Annotated in this window: 14 protein-coding genes; 9 read left to right on the top strand and 5 right to left on the bottom strand. The window is 62.8% G+C overall.

Annotated elements, in window-relative coordinates:
• Positions 1 to 111: 111 nt before the first annotated feature.
• Complete coding sequence (locus tag GEV37_RS08115) at positions 112 to 1,629, bottom strand: leucyl aminopeptidase (protein ID WP_227389724.1); 1,518 nt, start codon at positions 1,627 to 1,629, stop codon at positions 112 to 114.
• Between the two features lie 121 nt (positions 1,630 to 1,750).
• On the opposite strand from GEV37_RS08115, the gene lptF reads away from it, so the two are divergent.
• The 4 genes from lptF to bfr all read left to right on the top strand — a co-directional run bounded on the left by lptF (position 1,751) and on the right by bfr (position 5,013).
• Positions 1,751 to 2,830 (top strand): LPS export ABC transporter permease LptF, encoded by a 1,080-nt coding sequence (gene lptF, locus GEV37_RS08110; RefSeq protein WP_227389723.1) that lies wholly within the window; start codon positions 1,751 to 1,753, stop codon positions 2,828 to 2,830.
• Positions 2,830 to 3,909, top strand: coding sequence for an LPS export ABC transporter permease LptG (gene lptG, locus GEV37_RS08105; protein ID WP_227389722.1), 1,080 nt, complete (start codon positions 2,830 to 2,832; stop codon positions 3,907 to 3,909). Before lptF ends, lptG begins: the two co-directional genes overlap by 1 nt.
• A gap of 202 nt (positions 3,910 to 4,111) precedes the next feature.
• Positions 4,112 to 4,318, top strand: a complete 207-nt coding sequence (locus GEV37_RS08100; protein ID WP_227389721.1) for a (2Fe-2S)-binding protein — start codon at positions 4,112 to 4,114, stop codon at positions 4,316 to 4,318.
• A gap of 203 nt (positions 4,319 to 4,521) precedes the next feature.
• Positions 4,522 to 5,013, top strand: a complete 492-nt coding sequence (gene bfr / locus GEV37_RS08095) for a bacterioferritin (RefSeq protein ID WP_227389720.1) — start codon at positions 4,522 to 4,524, stop codon at positions 5,011 to 5,013.
• Between the two features lie 69 nt (positions 5,014 to 5,082).
• On the opposite strand, the gene GEV37_RS08090 is transcribed toward bfr, so the two are convergent.
• From GEV37_RS08090 to sodC, 3 genes are all read right to left on the bottom strand, one after another.
• Positions 5,083 to 5,919 (bottom strand): manganese catalase family protein, encoded by an 837-nt coding sequence (locus GEV37_RS08090; protein WP_227389719.1) that lies wholly within the window; start codon positions 5,917 to 5,919, stop codon positions 5,083 to 5,085.
• A 447-nt stretch (positions 5,920 to 6,366) separates the two neighbouring features.
• A complete protein-coding gene (locus tag GEV37_RS08085) occupies positions 6,367 to 7,836 on the bottom strand; it encodes a carbon starvation CstA family protein (protein WP_227389718.1) in 1,470 nt (489 codons plus the stop codon).
• Positions 7,837 to 8,037: 201 nt separating this feature from the next.
• Positions 8,038 to 8,583: a superoxide dismutase family protein gene (gene sodC / locus GEV37_RS08080; RefSeq protein ID WP_227389717.1), complete on the bottom strand. Its 546-nt coding sequence runs from the start codon at positions 8,581 to 8,583 to the stop codon at positions 8,038 to 8,040.
• A gap of 160 nt (positions 8,584 to 8,743) precedes the next feature.
• Here sodC and GEV37_RS08075 point away from each other — a divergent pair, with 160 nt between their 5' ends.
• From GEV37_RS08075 to GEV37_RS08060, 4 genes are all read left to right on the top strand, one after another.
• Positions 8,744 to 9,535 carry a pseudouridine synthase gene (locus GEV37_RS08075; protein ID WP_227389716.1) on the top strand — a complete coding sequence of 264 codons (792 nt, stop codon included), beginning with the start codon at positions 8,744 to 8,746 and terminating at the stop codon, positions 9,533 to 9,535.
• A complete protein-coding gene (gene tcdA, locus GEV37_RS08070; RefSeq protein WP_227389715.1) occupies positions 9,532 to 10,356 on the top strand; it encodes a tRNA cyclic N6-threonylcarbamoyladenosine(37) synthase TcdA in 825 nt (274 codons plus the stop codon). Before GEV37_RS08075 ends, tcdA begins: the two co-directional genes overlap by 4 nt.
• Positions 10,353 to 10,568, top strand: coding sequence for a DUF1653 domain-containing protein (locus GEV37_RS08065; protein WP_227389714.1), 216 nt, complete (start codon positions 10,353 to 10,355; stop codon positions 10,566 to 10,568). Before tcdA ends, GEV37_RS08065 begins: the two co-directional genes overlap by 4 nt.
• Positions 10,569 to 10,731: 163 nt before the next feature.
• Positions 10,732 to 11,640: an MBL fold metallo-hydrolase gene (locus GEV37_RS08060; RefSeq protein ID WP_227389713.1), complete on the top strand. Its 909-nt coding sequence runs from the start codon at positions 10,732 to 10,734 to the stop codon at positions 11,638 to 11,640.
• 193 nt (positions 11,641 to 11,833) lie between these two features.
• On the opposite strand, the gene GEV37_RS08055 is transcribed toward GEV37_RS08060, so the two are convergent.
• A complete protein-coding gene (locus tag GEV37_RS08055) occupies positions 11,834 to 12,319 on the bottom strand; it encodes a DUF2946 domain-containing protein (protein ID WP_264477736.1) in 486 nt (161 codons plus the stop codon).
• 218 nt (positions 12,320 to 12,537) lie between these two features.
• On the opposite strand from GEV37_RS08055, the gene GEV37_RS08050 reads away from it, so the two are divergent.
• Entirely contained in the window at positions 12,538 to 13,893 is a 1,356-nt protein-coding gene (locus GEV37_RS08050) for a PepSY-associated TM helix domain-containing protein (protein WP_338035117.1), read from the top strand.
• Positions 13,894 to 13,933 lie beyond the last annotated feature (40 nt).

The following is a 13,933-nucleotide window of genomic DNA, read 5'->3' as shown; positions in this document are numbered from 1 at the left end:
CCGCAGGGGGTGACATCAAAAGGGGAAAGACGCCCGCGCGTGCGGGCGTCTCATGACGTTCAGATTTAACGGTTGTGCTGGCGAAAGGCAACCGTTAACCGGCCAAGGCGGCTATTTTGTCTCGGTTTCCACCTCGGCGTCGGCTTCGCGATCCAGCAGGTACTGGGTTAGAAGCCCCACCGGGCGGCCAGTGGCGCCTTTCTGCTTGCCGGAATGCCAGGCGGTACCGGCGATATCCAGGTGCGCCCAGGGGAAGTGCTCGGCGAAGCGCGACAGAAAGCACGCCGCGGTGATGGTCCCCGCCGGGCGCCCGCCGATGTTGGCGAGGTCCGCGAAGTTGGAGTCGAGCTGCTCCTGGTACTCGTCCCACAGCGGCAGGTGCCAGGCGCGGTCCCAGGCGGATTCGCCGGCATCGAGCACATCGAGGGCCAGATCGTCGTCGTTGGAAAGCAGGCCGGTGGCGTGGTGGCCGAGTGCCACGATGGCAGCACCTGTGAGCGTGGCGATGTCGATGACGCTGGCAGGCGCAAAGCGCTCGGCATAGGTCAGCGCGTCACACAGCACCAGCCGCCCCTCGGCATCGGTGTTGAGCACTTCCACCGTCAAGCCTTTCAGGGTCTTTATGATGTCGCCGGGCTTGGTGGCGGCGCCATCGGGCATGTTCTCGGCGGCGGCGACGATGAACACCGCGTTGATCTTCGGCTTGATCGCTAGCACCGCCTGGACGGTACCGAACACGCCGGCGGCGCCCCCCATGTCGAACTTCATCTCGTCCATGCCTTCGCCGGGCTTGAGCGAAATGCCGCCGGTATCGAAGGTGATGCCCTTGCCCACCAGCACGTGGGGGGCCTCACTCGGGTTCTCGGCGCCCTGGTACTGCATGACGATCAGTCGCGACGGCTCGGCGCTGCCCCGGCCCACGCTGAGCAGTGAGCCCGCGCCGAGCGCCTCGAGCGCTTGTTCGTCGAGAACCTCCACCGCAAGCGCTCCTTTAGAGGCGTTACCCAGCGCCTCGGCCTGCTCGGCCAGGTAGCGCGGCGTGCAGACATTGCCCGGCAGGTTGCCCAGGGTGCGCGCCAGGTTGATGCCCTGGCCGATGGCAACGCCGACCCGCGCGCCCTGCTGGGCGGCGCTGGCCTGGGCGGCGTCGCTGACGATCAGGGTGATCTTCTCGAGCGCCGGCTTGGGCGCCGGGGCGGACTTGAAGCGGTCGAAGCGGTAGACCGCGCGCTCGGCGGCTTCCAGGGTCTTGCGCGCCTTCCAGGCGGTGTCGCGCTCGAGCGGCACGTCGGTGAAGGCGACACTGGCCTCGTCGACGGGAAGCTTTACGAGCGCCGCCATGGCCGCGTCCAGCGCCTTGATCAGCGCCGCTTCCTGGCACTTCTCGCGGGTGCCCAGGCCCACCAGCAAAAGGCGCTCGGCACCCAGGCCCGGGGCGAAGGGAATCAGTTGGGTGTTGCCCAGCGCGGCGTCGAAGTCGCCGCGTTCGAGCAGTTGTCCGATCAGCCGCTCGCTCGCGTCGTCCAATTTCGCCACGGCGGGCAATAACTCGCTATCTTTATAGACGGGCAGGACGAGGCATGCCGTTTCGGCTTTGGCAGGATTGGCGGTCTGAACGGAAAATTCCATGACGTCTCCAACAAGACAAGCATCGAGTGATTCGGGATAATATCGCGATCATTAGGTGGATCAGTGTACCCAAGCCATGAGCGCATTGCATGGCGACCTGCAGGATTAGCCGGAGAGCGCGTTGATTTTATTTCGGTACTTGACTCGAGAAGTGTTGCTCACGATGTCGGCGGTCGCCGGTATCCTGATGCTGGTGATCATGGGAAGCCGCTTCATCCGCTACTTCGCTTCCGCGGCGGAGGGCGATTTTCCTGTCACCATCTTGGGCAGCCTGATGTTCTACCACCTGCCGGGGTTCATGGAGCTGATCCTGCCGCTGGCGTTTTTCCTGGGCATCCTGCTCGCCTACGGGCAGCTCTACATGAACAGCGAAATCACCGTGATGGTCGCCTGCGGCATGAGCCCCACGCGGCTTCTGCGCGTCACACTCTTGCCGGCCTCCATTGTCGCCGTCATGGTAGGGCTTTGCAGCCTGTGGCTGACCCCGGCCGGGGCGCTTCTCAACGAGGCGACCATCGAGGAACAGCAGAGCCGGCTCGACGTCTCGGTGCTGGCGCCCGGGCGTTTTCAATCCTTCGGCAGCGGCCGCACCGCCTATATCAGCGACTTCAGCAGCGACGGCACCGAGATGCAGGAAGTGCTGGTACACGAGCAGGCCGACCCGGACAGTGACAACACCCATAGCTACGTGACGCGGGCGCGCACCGGGCACCAGGAAACCCGCGTCGAGACCGGCAGCCGCTTTCTGATTCTCGAGGAGGGCGAGCGCTACGGCGTAACGCCGGGGCGCCGCGAGGCCGAGCGTCTTACCTTCGAGCGCTACACCCTGCGCCTGGGCTTGAGCCGTAATCGTCAGGAGCTCGATTCGCTCGAGTTCGCCACCACCGCCGAGCTCTGGAACGACCCCGACCCACGCGCCCAGGCGCAGTTCCAGTGGCGCGCGGGGCTACCGCTGATGGTCTTCATCCTGGCGCTGCTCGCCCAGCCGCTGTCACGGGTCAACCCGCGCCAGGGGCGTTTCGCCAAGCTGCTGCCGGCGGTGTTTCTCTACGTGGCGTACTTGAGCCTGCTGCTGGCCGCCGTGGACGCCATCGGCGGCGGTTCGCTGCCAAGCGCGGTCGGCGTGTGGCCGGTGCACGGACTCTTCTTGGTGCTGGGAGGCCTTCTGATCTGGCGCTCGCAACGTAAGGGAATGCGTTAATGCTTAATGTACTGACCGTGGCGGATCGCCTGGACCGCTACATCGCGCGTAATGTCCTCGGGGCGATCATCGTCGTGCAGTTCGTGCTGCTGGGACTCGATATCACCATCGCCTACATCGGTGATCTGGGTGATACCCAAGGCAACTACTCGGCGCTCGACGTGCTGCTGTATCTATTGATGCGCCTGCCCTGGCGGTTCTACCAGTATGCGCCGGTGGCGGTGCTGATCGGCGCGCTGATCGGCATGGGTACCATGGCGTCCAGCAACGAGCTTACGGTGATGCGCGCCGCCGGGCGCTCGCTGGCGCGCATCGTGTGGGGCGTCATGAAGCCGGTGCTGCTGGTGGTGGCGGTGGTGCTGCTGGTGGCCGAGTTCGTGAGCCCCAGGACCGAACAGTTCGCCGAGGCCTGGCGGCTCGAGCAGCGCCAGGGCGAGAGCGCCATGCTCCAAAGCCGCAGTGGCTGGCAGTTCGAGGGCGACAGCGTCTACCGGTTCGGCGCCATTCGCGCCGACAACGTGGTGCTCGACCTGACTCGCTACCGTTTCGACGAGCGCCGCCTGGTGGAAGCGACCCGAGCCGCCCGGGCCCACTGGGAGGAGGGGCGCTGGCAGCTCGAGAACGTCAACACCACGCGCATCTACGAGGATCATACCGAGTCGGAGCACCAGGCTCGGATGGTGTGGGAAACCGATCTCACCCCGACCCAGCTCGAACGGCTCCTGCGCGATATCGAAAGCCAGGCGCCCAGCGAGCTGTGGGCCTACGCTCACTACCTGCAGGCACAGGGACAAAGCGCCGCGCAGCCGCTTCTCTATTTCTGGCAGAAGGTGCTGATGCCGTTCACCATGGCGTCTTTGGTCCTCATCGCTGCCTCTTTCGTGTTCGGACCGCTGCGCAGCGTGGCCGCCGGCACCCGGGTGTTCTACGGCGTGGTGACGGGGCTGGTATTCAAGTACATCCAGGATCTCCTGGCGCCGGCCTCGACCATCTTCGGCTTCTCGCCGGTCTGGGCGGTGCTGGTTCCCACCCTGGTGTGCGCGCTGGTCGGCATTCACTTCCTGCGCCGCAACGGCTGATCACTCGTTATCTCGTCATTGGGTCGCTCATGTAGCGGCCTTTTTGTTGCTATTCCCGCACGCGGTAAAAATGCCAAGCGTTTGTCCTGCGACGATAAATCATGGTGTCACCGAAAATCGATTGCAAAGGGGATTCGTTTCTACTTGATAAGATGTATGCGAATCATTTACATTCACCGCATGGATTTCATGAGGTAATGTCATGTACGTATGTGTGTGCAAAGGTGTGACCGACCATCGAATTCGCCGCGAAGTGAGCGAAGGCGCGCGCAGCTGGCGCGAAGTTCGCGAGGCGACGGGCTGCGCTACCCAGTGCGGCAAGTGTGCCTGTCTTGGCAAGTCGATTACCCGCGAAGCCGTGCAGGAGGTTCGTGCCCAGGCAGACATGGGACTCGCTTACGCCGTATGACGCGAATCACTATTGTTTGAGTTGCTTTTAACAAGCAACTGATTTTCTTGTGTTTTTTGATGCCTGCTCTATACTTTCAGTCACCCCGCGGCGGGTTCTGCGAAGCCCCGCTGCTTTATCGACGTAACTGCTTGATTGTCCGAATAACCTGCTGCGACAACAATGGCAGTACTACAACGGCAGTACTACAACGAAGGTGACGTATGAAAGGCGATCCCAAGGTCATTGAGCATCTCAATATCGCACTCGGTAACGAACTGGTCGCGATCAATCAGTACTTCCTGCACGCCAAGATGTACAAGGACTGGGGCCTCAAGGCGCTGGCCAAGTGGGAGTACGATGAGTCCATCGAAGAGATGCAGCACGCCGACAAGATCATCGAGCGTATCCTGTTTCTCGAAGGCATTCCCAACCTGCAGGACCTGGGCAAGCTGCACATCGGCGAGAACGTCAAGGAAATGCTCGAGTGCGATCTCAAGATCGAGCACGACGGCCGCAACGACTACATCGAAGCGATCACCTACTGTGAAAGCGTCAAGGATTACGTGACCCGGGATATGCTGCGCGACCTGCTGGCGGACGAAGAAGAGCATATCGATCACATCGAGACCGAGCTCAGCCTGATCGACAAGGTCGGTATTCAGAACTACATGCAGCGCCAGATGCACGTGGCCGGCGACCAGTCTTACGAATGAGTCGTTAAGTACCTGAACGACGAAAACCCCGAACCTGGTTCGGGGTTTTTTTTCGTGCGCGGCCAAGGCTTACTTGGCCGGGTCGACCTGATCGGTCTGCGCGCCGGAGTTCGGCTTGGCGCCGCCCAACGAGGGCTCTTGGCCCAGCGGTTCCGGGGTGTTCTTGATCGAGTACTGGCTGCGGCCATCCAGCGACGGGCCTTCGCCCCAGCGCCCCTTGGGCGCGTCCTTGTCTAGCAGGGTATTGAGGTAGTAGTAGGAGTGCTCCGTTGCCTCGTGCTCTTCGGGCGTCGAGTTGGGAATTGGCAACTGCGCCTGCATACCGCCGAGCTCCTCGATGATTGCCAGCCACTGCTGCTGGTGATAGGTGTCCCGGGCAATCAGAAACGATAGGAAGTCCTTCATGCCGTGGTCGTCGGTCCAGTTGTAGAGGCGCGTCGCCAGCACGCGACCGCCGGACTCCGCCGCCACGTTGGCCATCATGTCGGCACCGATGTTGCCGGTGGCGTAGACGTGGCTCATGTCGAAGGGCACGCCGTTGGCGTTGACCGGCATCGCGGAAAGCCCCGAAGAGAGCAGGTGGCGCGGATTGGCGCCACCCAGGATGGCGTTCATGACCGGATCCTTGGCGGTTTCTTCCTGGTAGGAAACCGGCGCGCCTTCCAGGTTCAGCGCCACCGCGTGGCCGAGCATCTCGATGTGCGACAGCTCTTCGGTGGCGGTGGACATCAGCATGTCGCGGATACGGTCATCGCCGCGCGCGCCCATCGCCTGGAAGAAGTACTGCATGGCCACGCGGATTTCGCCCTCGATGCCGCCGATCGCCTGTTGCAGCAGCATGGCGAACTGGGGGTTGGGCTTGTCGACCTTGACCGGATATTGAAGCTTTGATGAGTGATGAAACATTTTACTCTCCATAGTAACGGGCCGAGGCGCGCCTCGGGTGTCACTTCTCCAGCCGGAGAAGCCATTGACGTTAGCGTTTCGTCAGAAGCGAGCACTCGCTTCACTCTCGATACTGGCAGGTGGACTAGAAAGAATTAATAACCTGCATCAAGCGGAAATCGGTGGGAAGAAATTATGCGTTTGCTTAATCGCCTTGGCCGACTACTCATGATGTAAGTAAAGACACACATGCCGGATACTTAATAAAAATGAGGTATCGAGAAGTGCCTAGTTTGACGTGCGTAGCTTGGCAAACGCGTCAACGTGAATAAAAAGACGGGGATGGGCAGAGAATACCGCTTGAAGACCTGGATACCGCGTAGCGCTGAATGAAGAAAATGGCCCATCATGCGGTGAAAAGAGACTGCCCGGCGCGGGGCCGGGCAGAACAGAGCAGTACTATGGAGATCAGCGTTCGCTGGCAGCGAAACCGGCCAGCCCTTGCCCCGTCTGGGGTACCGGCTCGTCCACGGTGAAGGTGGCGCGACTCAAGCGACGCACCCGCTTCATGAACAGCGCGATGCAGATCAGGGTGCCGAGTGCGGCGACCACGTAGCTCATCTGCAGCGGCAAGCCGAAGCCGATCGGCGCGAAGGCCAGGTACGTGAAGGTCGCCATGGTCATGAATACCGCCGGAATGGCCGTGATCAGGTAGGGCTTGCGCGACAGCACCAGGTACATGGTGGCGACCCACAGTGCGATGACTGCGGTGGTCTGGTTCGCCCAGGAGAAGTAGCGCCACAAGAGCGTGAAGTCCATGTGGGTCAGCGCGTAGGAGATCACGAACAGCGGCAGGGCGATCATCAGGCGCTTGGCGATCGGCTTCTGGGCGATCTTCAGGTAATCCGCGATGATCATCCGGGCGCTACGAAACGCCGTATCGCCGGAGGTGATCGGCAGAACGATGACGCCGAGGATGGCGAGCGTACCGCCTACCGCGCCCAGCATGGTCACGGAGACTTCGCTCACCACTGCGGCGGGGCCACCCGCGGCCAGCACGTCGGACAGCGACTGGTCGCCGTAGAACAGGCTCATGGCGGCGGCGGCCCAGATCATCGCGATCACGCCTTCGGTGATCATCATGCCGTAGAAGATACGCCGGCCGCTGGTTTCGTTCTCCGTGGTGCGCGAAATGATCGGGGTTTGCGTGGCGTGAAAGCCGGAAAGCGCGCCGCAGGAGATGGTCAGAAACAGCAGCGGGAAGATCGGCGCGCCATCCGGGTGCATGTTCTGGAACGAAAGCTCAGGGATAGGCGCGCCGGTGACGACCAGGCCGATACCGATACCGGCGGCGCTGAACAGCAAGAGCGCCCCGAAGTAGGGGTAGATGCGCCCGATCACCTTGTCGATCGGCAACAGCGTGGCGATCAGGTAGTAGGCGAAGATGACCAGGGTGATGGCGAGCAGTGACAGGGACGTCATGTTGGCCAGAAGCGTGGCCGGCGAAGTAACGAACACCGTGCCCACCAGCAGCAAAAGCAGCAGCGCGAAACCGTTGACCACGTGCTTCATCGCCTTGCCCAGGAACTTGCCCGCGAGCTGCGGCAGGTGCGCCCCGTGGTTGCGAATCGAGATCATGCCGGTGAGGTAGTCGTGTACGGCACCCGCGAAGATGCAGCCCACCACGATCCACACGAAGGCCACGGGGCCGTAAAGCGCACCGAGTATGGGGCCGAAAATCGGGCCGACACCGGCGATGTTGAGTAGCTGGATCAGCGAGTTTCGCGTGGTGTTCATCGGCACGTAGTCGATGTCGTCACGCATGCTGAAGGCGGGGGTCGGGCGCTTGCGATCGGCCACGAACACCCGATCCACGAACTTGCCGTAGGTGAAGTAACCCACGATCAAAAGCAGTATGGAGGCGATGAAGGTAATCATTGAGATACTCGATGTAGGTTAGTCAGAGAAGATAACCACTTGCCAGCGCTAGGACAGACGCCTGGCGACACTCGCCGAATGTACCGATTCACGCCAAGATTCGCTCTACGACTTTAGTTTCCTCAGGACGATCCTGTGGCCACAAACGCAAGACGGGCAGCGCGTGGCTGCCCGTCTCGAGGGTGCGATGCCGACAACGACTCAGGAGGCGGGGGTCACGCCGCACAGCATGCGCGCGCCGCCGCCGCCCAGGTGCGGTTCGTCCGCGTAGGTGTCACCGCCTTCGTGGATGATCAGGGCGCGGTCGGTCATGTCCTCCATGCTCAAGCGCGGCGCGAGTACCGGCAGGTTGGCTTCGCCGTCCTCATTGACGGTGAGTACCGGCAAGTCGCCCAGGTGGCCTTCACCATAGGGGCCCTGGTGGGTCTCGGTGCCCTCCGGGTCGTAGTGGCCACCGGCGGCCTGAGCGGCGGCCATTTCACCGTCGTCGTCCTCGGCCGGCTCGCAGCTCGGGTTCTGGTGCAGGTGAAAGCCGTAGATGCCGGGCTCGAGACCAGTGACGGACGGGGTAAGCATCACGCCGCCGAACTCCGAGCTCTCGATGGTCACGGTGCCCATCGCTTCGCCCACGCCGTCGGCGGTGACGTCGTGCATGTTGACCTCGAGCGAATCGCTGCTCTGGGCATGGGCGGTGGTGGCCAGCAACAGCGCCGCGGTGATGGCAGTCAAGGGAGTGGCTAAACGCATCGTCTGTTCTCCTTAATCCTGTTCCATGGAAGCCCCGAAAGGGTGCCCTTGAAAGGTAGCTGCTCGAGCCAGGCTATGCCACCGTCGCCGAACGCTTCTCGTCGGGTGACAAGCGCGCTTGAAGCCGCGACAATGGCGCCAGTTTTCAACGAGGCTGGCAATGACGCCCCTACGCATTCTCTTTCAGGACGAACACCTGGTCGTGCTCTACAAGCCCGCCGGGCTGCTGGTGCATCGCTCGAAGCTCGCCCGCGGCGAGACCACCTTCCTCGTTCAGCAACTGCGCGATCAGCTCGGCCAGCGTGTCTACCCGGTGCATCGGCTGGACCGCCCTACCGCGGGCGTGATGGTGATGGCGCTGTCGTCCTCGGCGGCGGCACGGCTGAGCCAGGCCTTCAGCGAGCGTGAGGTGGACAAGCATTATCTTGCGGTGGTGCGTGGCAAGGCGCCGGAAGCGGAAACCCTCGACTACCCGCTGCGTGAGGAGGACGGCAGCCGCCCCAAGGCGGAAATGCCGGCGATGCCCGCGCGTACCGACATTCAGCGCCTGGACAGCGTGGAGCTGCCGGTTCAGGTCGACCGCTACCCGGTGGCACGCTATTCGCTGGTGCGGGCACACCCGCAGACCGGGCGCCGCCACCAGATTCGTCGCCACCTTTCCCGGCGCGGCTACCCGATCATCGGCGACGCCAAGCACGGCAAGAGCGTGCACAACCGCTTCTTCGCCGAGCATCTCGCCGCCCCGAGACTGCTGCTGGCGGCCATCCACCTGGTCTTCGACCATCCGTGTCGCGATCAGCGCCTGGAGGTGAGCGGCGCGCTCGACCCGGTTCTGACGGCGCTGTTCGAGCGCCTGGGCTGGGTCGGCCACCTGCCGCAGGACCAGGTGACACTGACGCCCCGGGACGCGGCTCGTTCACGCGACCCCGCTACAGGAGAAAGACACCCTTGACCGAGTCATCCGATTACGACTTTCGCTTCGGCGGCATTCGTCGCCTTTACGGCCAGCGCGCGGCGAGTGCCTTTCGTCAGGCGCACGTGGTGGTGGTGGGCGTGGGTGGGGTGGGCAGCTGGGCGGCGGAGGCACTGGCGCGCTCAGGAATAGGCAAGCTCACGCTGATCGATCTCGACGACGTCTGCACCTCCAACGTCAATCGCCAACTGCACGCCCTCGATGGCACCATCGGTAAGCCCAAGGTCGAGGTGCTCGCTGAGCGCTGCCGGTTGATCAACCCTGGGATCGAGATCGTCGCCGACGCTGCTTTCGTCACGCCGACAAATCTGAATGTTCGCATTCCAGAGAGCGCCGACTACGTGGTCGACGCCATCGACAGCGTGATCGCCAAGGCCGCGCTGATCAGCTGGTGCAAGCGCCAGAAGCTTCCGATCATCGTGACCGGCGCAGCCGGCGGGCAAACCGACCCGACTCGCATTCAAGTTGCGGATCTGACCCGCACCGAGCACGACCCGCTACTGGCCAAGGTGCGCTCGCGCCTTCGCCGCGACTACGGCTTCTCGCGTAATCCCAAGCGCCGCTTCTCGGTGGCCTGCGTCTTCTCCGACGAGCAGCTGGTCTATCCGGGCAGCGACGGTGAAGTGTGCCTGCAAAAACCCGGTAGTGGTGAGGCCACCCGGCTCGACTGCGCCTCGGGCTTCGGTGCGGCCACCTTCGTCACCGGCACCTTCGGCTTCGTCGCCGCCTCTAAAGTGCTCGAGCGCCTGGCCAGAAAAGCGGCACAACCCGACGCCTCCTCAGAGGAGAATGCACCATGACCCCCGCCCCCGGCATCTACCGCCACTATAAAGGTGCGCTGTACGAAGTCACCGGCACCGCCCTTCACAGCGAAAGCGAAGAACCGCTCGTCGTCTATCGCGCGCTCTACGGCGACTACGGCCTATGGGTACGCCCGCTGGCCATGTTCATGGAAAGCGTGTCGGTCGACGGCCAGCATCAGCTGCGCTTTGCGCTGGAAAAAAAGTTTTGATCAGATGTCATGTCTCTTTATCTTTCATGATCTGCTAGATGGTTTTCCTTTCACATGAAGATCGGGCGTAAGAGGTTTTTATAGCGCCCGGTACTATGGTTATAGCGACACTCCCCCTCATGCTAGTCTAAGCCCACCGTCCCGATCCGCACGAGGCCGCTTAATGAACACATTCGCTCGCTCCACCAGCACCGGCGCCGGCTCGCCCGAGGTGGCGGGGTTCTATGATCCGCGTACCGGCAGCATCCAGTACATCGTCAGCGATCCGGCCACCCGTGCCTGCGCGATCATCGATCCGGTGCTGGATTTCGACGAGAAGTCCGGCGCCACCGCTACCCACCACGCCGACGAGCTCCTGGCTTACGTGGCCAGGCATCAACTGCGCGTCGAGTGGATTCTGGATACCCACCCTCACGCGGATCACTTCTCCGCGGCGCAGTACCTGAAGGCGAAGACTGGCGCGCCGACGGCCATCGGCGAGCACGTGACCGAAGTGCAGGCGCTGTGGAAGGAGATCTACCATTGGCCGGAAATGCCGGCAGATGGGCGCCAGTGGGACCGGCTCTTCGCCGAGGGCGACACCTTCGAGATCGGTGGGCTAAAGGCCCGGGTAATGCATTCGCCGGGCCATACGCTGGCCTCGATCACCTACGTGGTGGGCGATGCGGCGTTCATTCACGATACGCTGTTCCAGCCGGACACCGGCAGCGCCCGGGCGGATTTTCCCGGGGGCGATGCGCGAGCGCTCTGGCACTCCATCCAGGCGATCCTGGCCCTGCCCGGCGAAACGCGTCTGTTTACCGGGCACGACTACATGCCCGGCGGCCGGGCGCCGCAGTGGGAGAGCCGCGTGGCCGAGCAGCGCGCGAACAACCCGCACCTGAGCGACAACCGCGAGGCGGCGTTCGTCGAGCTCAGACTGGCGCGGGACAAGACGCTGCCCATGCCGAAACTGATCCTCCATGCGCTGCAAGTGAACGTCCAAGGTGGGCGGCTGCCTCCGCCGGAAGCCAACGGCCAGCGCTACTTGAAAATTCCTCTTGATGCCCTGGCAGGCGCTGTCTGGGAGTAGGGTATCTATAGCATGCCATGACCGCATCTTCGGATGCGGTTTTTTTGTTGCTTTAGAAAACGTAAACCCTGGATAAAGAAACGACCGAGTGACCTTGTAGACCGTTTTTTATAGCGCTCTGAAGTATTGAAGTTGAGTGTTAAAAGTAACTTTTGAACGTAATAAAACGCCACCTTGATTGACGTTTAAAAAGTCAAAAGGCGCTATTGGTTTTCTGGTTCAACGCTTTAGAATCTCGGTCGTCATTGCAGTTCGTTTGAAACTCGCAATGCGCGAAAACGGGCGGTCCGCGGGTCAAGGCGTGTGGATAGTTGGACTGACGAAGTGTCCCGATAGAGGGCGCGATGAAACCGCCCTGACGGGGGACGAACGCCTGTCGCGCGATGTCCGGCAGGCGGAGAAACAGCGTCGGCGTGTGTTGCCAGAGTTCGCAGTAGCCGCACAGCACGTGCCAGTTCGATAGATCCTCAGCGCCGGCGGTTTGATGATGCTTTGCAGTGCCATGGTGCGACGCTGCGTGGTCGTGCTGAGCGTGATGGTGGCCCGTGTCCTGATGTGCAGAACCGTGATGGCCGGCCTGAAACTGCGAGATCAGCGGGCCGACGAACAGCAGCGTCATGGCCAGACACGCCAGCGCCAAGCAATAGCGCTGCGAGCGTGGTGGACAGAGGAGCGGCATCGGCACGTGGTGAGCTCCGGCAGTGACAGGAAAGCGCCAGTCTAGCATCCGGTTGCCATCGGGCGTGAAAGGCGTCGGCGGCATATCGCCGCGGCGAGCGTATCGATGTCAGCGATAACGTCATGTCGTGAAAGCCGATCGTTTAATACCGTTTTATTTGCTGCGTCCGGTGAACATTCATCGCGCTAATGCGTTCAACCGTCAATAACGAGGGAATCATGGGATCGATGCAAGGTAACTCGTCGCCCAGACGAACGGGCAAACTTCTGTTTGCACTGTTCATGCGCATGCACTTTTATATCGGGCTGTTGATTGGGCCGTTCATTCTCGTCGCCGCGCTCAGCGGCATCGTGTACGTGATGACGCCCGCGGTGGAAGAGTGGCTCTACCGCGACGCCCTCACGGCCAGCAGCCAGGAGGCCGGGGAGCCGCTGGCGCGTCAGATCCAGGCGGCGCAGGTGGCCTCTGGCCAGGCCGGGCTTCCGGCGGCGGTGCGTCCGGCGCCGGAGGCGGGCGGCACCACCCGCGTCATGTTCGCCGACCCGTCGCTTGGCCCCTCGGAGCACCGTGCCCTTTTCATCGACCCGGCGACGCTCGAGGTGCGCGGCGACATGACGGTGTATGGCACCAGTGGCATCCTGCCGTTTCGTACCGCAATCGATCACTTTCACCGCGGGCTGATGCTGGGCGATGTCGGCCGATTGTACAGCGAGCTGGCGGCCTCCTGGCTTTGGGTCATCGCGCTACTGGGGCTGGTGCTCTGGGTCGCCCGGCGCCGGGCGCTCAAGGGCGCCAGCCCGCGCATGGCGCGGCGGCGTCACCACGCCACGGTAGGCGTTCTGGCGCTCGTCGGGCTGTTGTTCTTCTCCGCGACCGGGCTGACCTGGTCCCAGTGGGCCGGAGGCAATATCGCCGAGCTGCGTAACGCCTGGGGCTGGGGCACGCCGAGCGTTTCGACCCAGCTCGAGGTGCCGGCTGAGCCCGCCAACGCCGACCCCCACGCCGATCACGGAATGAGCCACGCCCCAGTCGCAGGGGTTGCCAGCCGCGAAGGGTTCGACCAGGCGCTGGCGGTAGCACGCGGTGCGGGTCTCATGGCCGAACGTATCCAGATCGAGCCGCCGATGAGCCGCGATCGCGCCTGGCGGGTGGCGGAAATCGACCGCCGCTGGCCGACCCAGGTCGATCAGGTCGCGCTCGACCCTGCCGACATGCGCGTTCTCGACCAGACCGACTTCACCACCTTTCCGCTGGCGGCAAAACTCACGCGCTGGGGGATCGACCTGCACATGGGCGTGCTGTTCGGGCTCGTCAACCAGCTGGTGCTGGCACTGTTTGCCGCCGCGCTTGTGTTTCTGGTGGTGTGGGGGTATCGCATGTGGTGGCAGCGCGTCAGAAGCACGACGGTCAACCAGGCTCAGACCGTGACCGCGCTGTTCATCATGTTGCCGCGCGTGGCACAACTGAGCCTGATCATGCTTCTGGTGCTGTTAGGGCTCGCCCTGCCGGTGATGGGGGCAAGTCTCGTCGTCATCGTGGCGATCGATGTGCTGCGCTGGGCGCTTGCCCGGTGATCGTTGGCCACGGGCGCAGGCAAGATATCGTGACGGTCGC

The organism is Vreelandella malpeensis (genome assembly GCF_020622355.1).
GTDB classification, from domain to species: domain Bacteria; phylum Pseudomonadota; class Gammaproteobacteria; order Pseudomonadales; family Halomonadaceae; genus Vreelandella; species Vreelandella malpeensis.
The sequence above is the reverse complement of the archived record's forward strand: the minus strand, read 5'-3'. Positions and strand labels throughout refer to the sequence as shown.

Coding starts and splice junctions, on each gene's coding strand:
- GEV37_RS08060 (WP_227389713.1), top strand. CDS start 10,732: ATGAACACATTCGCTCGCTCCACCAGCACCGGCGCCGGCTCGCCCGAG.
- GEV37_RS08065 (WP_227389714.1), top strand. CDS start 10,353: ATGACCCCCGCCCCCGGCATCTACCGCCACTATAAAGGTGCGCTGTAC.
- GEV37_RS08100 (WP_227389721.1), top strand. CDS start 4,112: ATGTACGTATGTGTGTGCAAAGGTGTGACCGACCATCGAATTCGCCGC.
- lptG (WP_227389722.1), top strand. CDS start 2,830: ATGCTTAATGTACTGACCGTGGCGGATCGCCTGGACCGCTACATCGCG.
- sodC (WP_227389717.1), bottom strand. CDS start 8,583: ATGCGTTTAGCCACTCCCTTGACTGCCATCACCGCGGCGCTGTTGCTG.
- GEV37_RS08055 (WP_264477736.1), bottom strand. CDS start 12,319: ATGCCGCTCCTCTGTCCACCACGCTCGCAGCGCTATTGCTTGGCGCTG.
- GEV37_RS08115 (WP_227389724.1), bottom strand. CDS start 1,629: ATGGAATTTTCCGTTCAGACCGCCAATCCTGCCAAAGCCGAAACGGCA.
- GEV37_RS08090 (WP_227389719.1), bottom strand. CDS start 5,919: ATGTTTCATCACTCATCAAAGCTTCAATATCCGGTCAAGGTCGACAAG.
- bfr (WP_227389720.1), top strand. CDS start 4,522: ATGAAAGGCGATCCCAAGGTCATTGAGCATCTCAATATCGCACTCGGT.
- GEV37_RS08050 (WP_338035117.1), top strand. CDS start 12,538: ATGGGATCGATGCAAGGTAACTCGTCGCCCAGACGAACGGGCAAACTT.
- GEV37_RS08075 (WP_227389716.1), top strand. CDS start 8,744: ATGACGCCCCTACGCATTCTCTTTCAGGACGAACACCTGGTCGTGCTC.
- GEV37_RS08085 (WP_227389718.1), bottom strand. CDS start 7,836: ATGATTACCTTCATCGCCTCCATACTGCTTTTGATCGTGGGTTACTTC.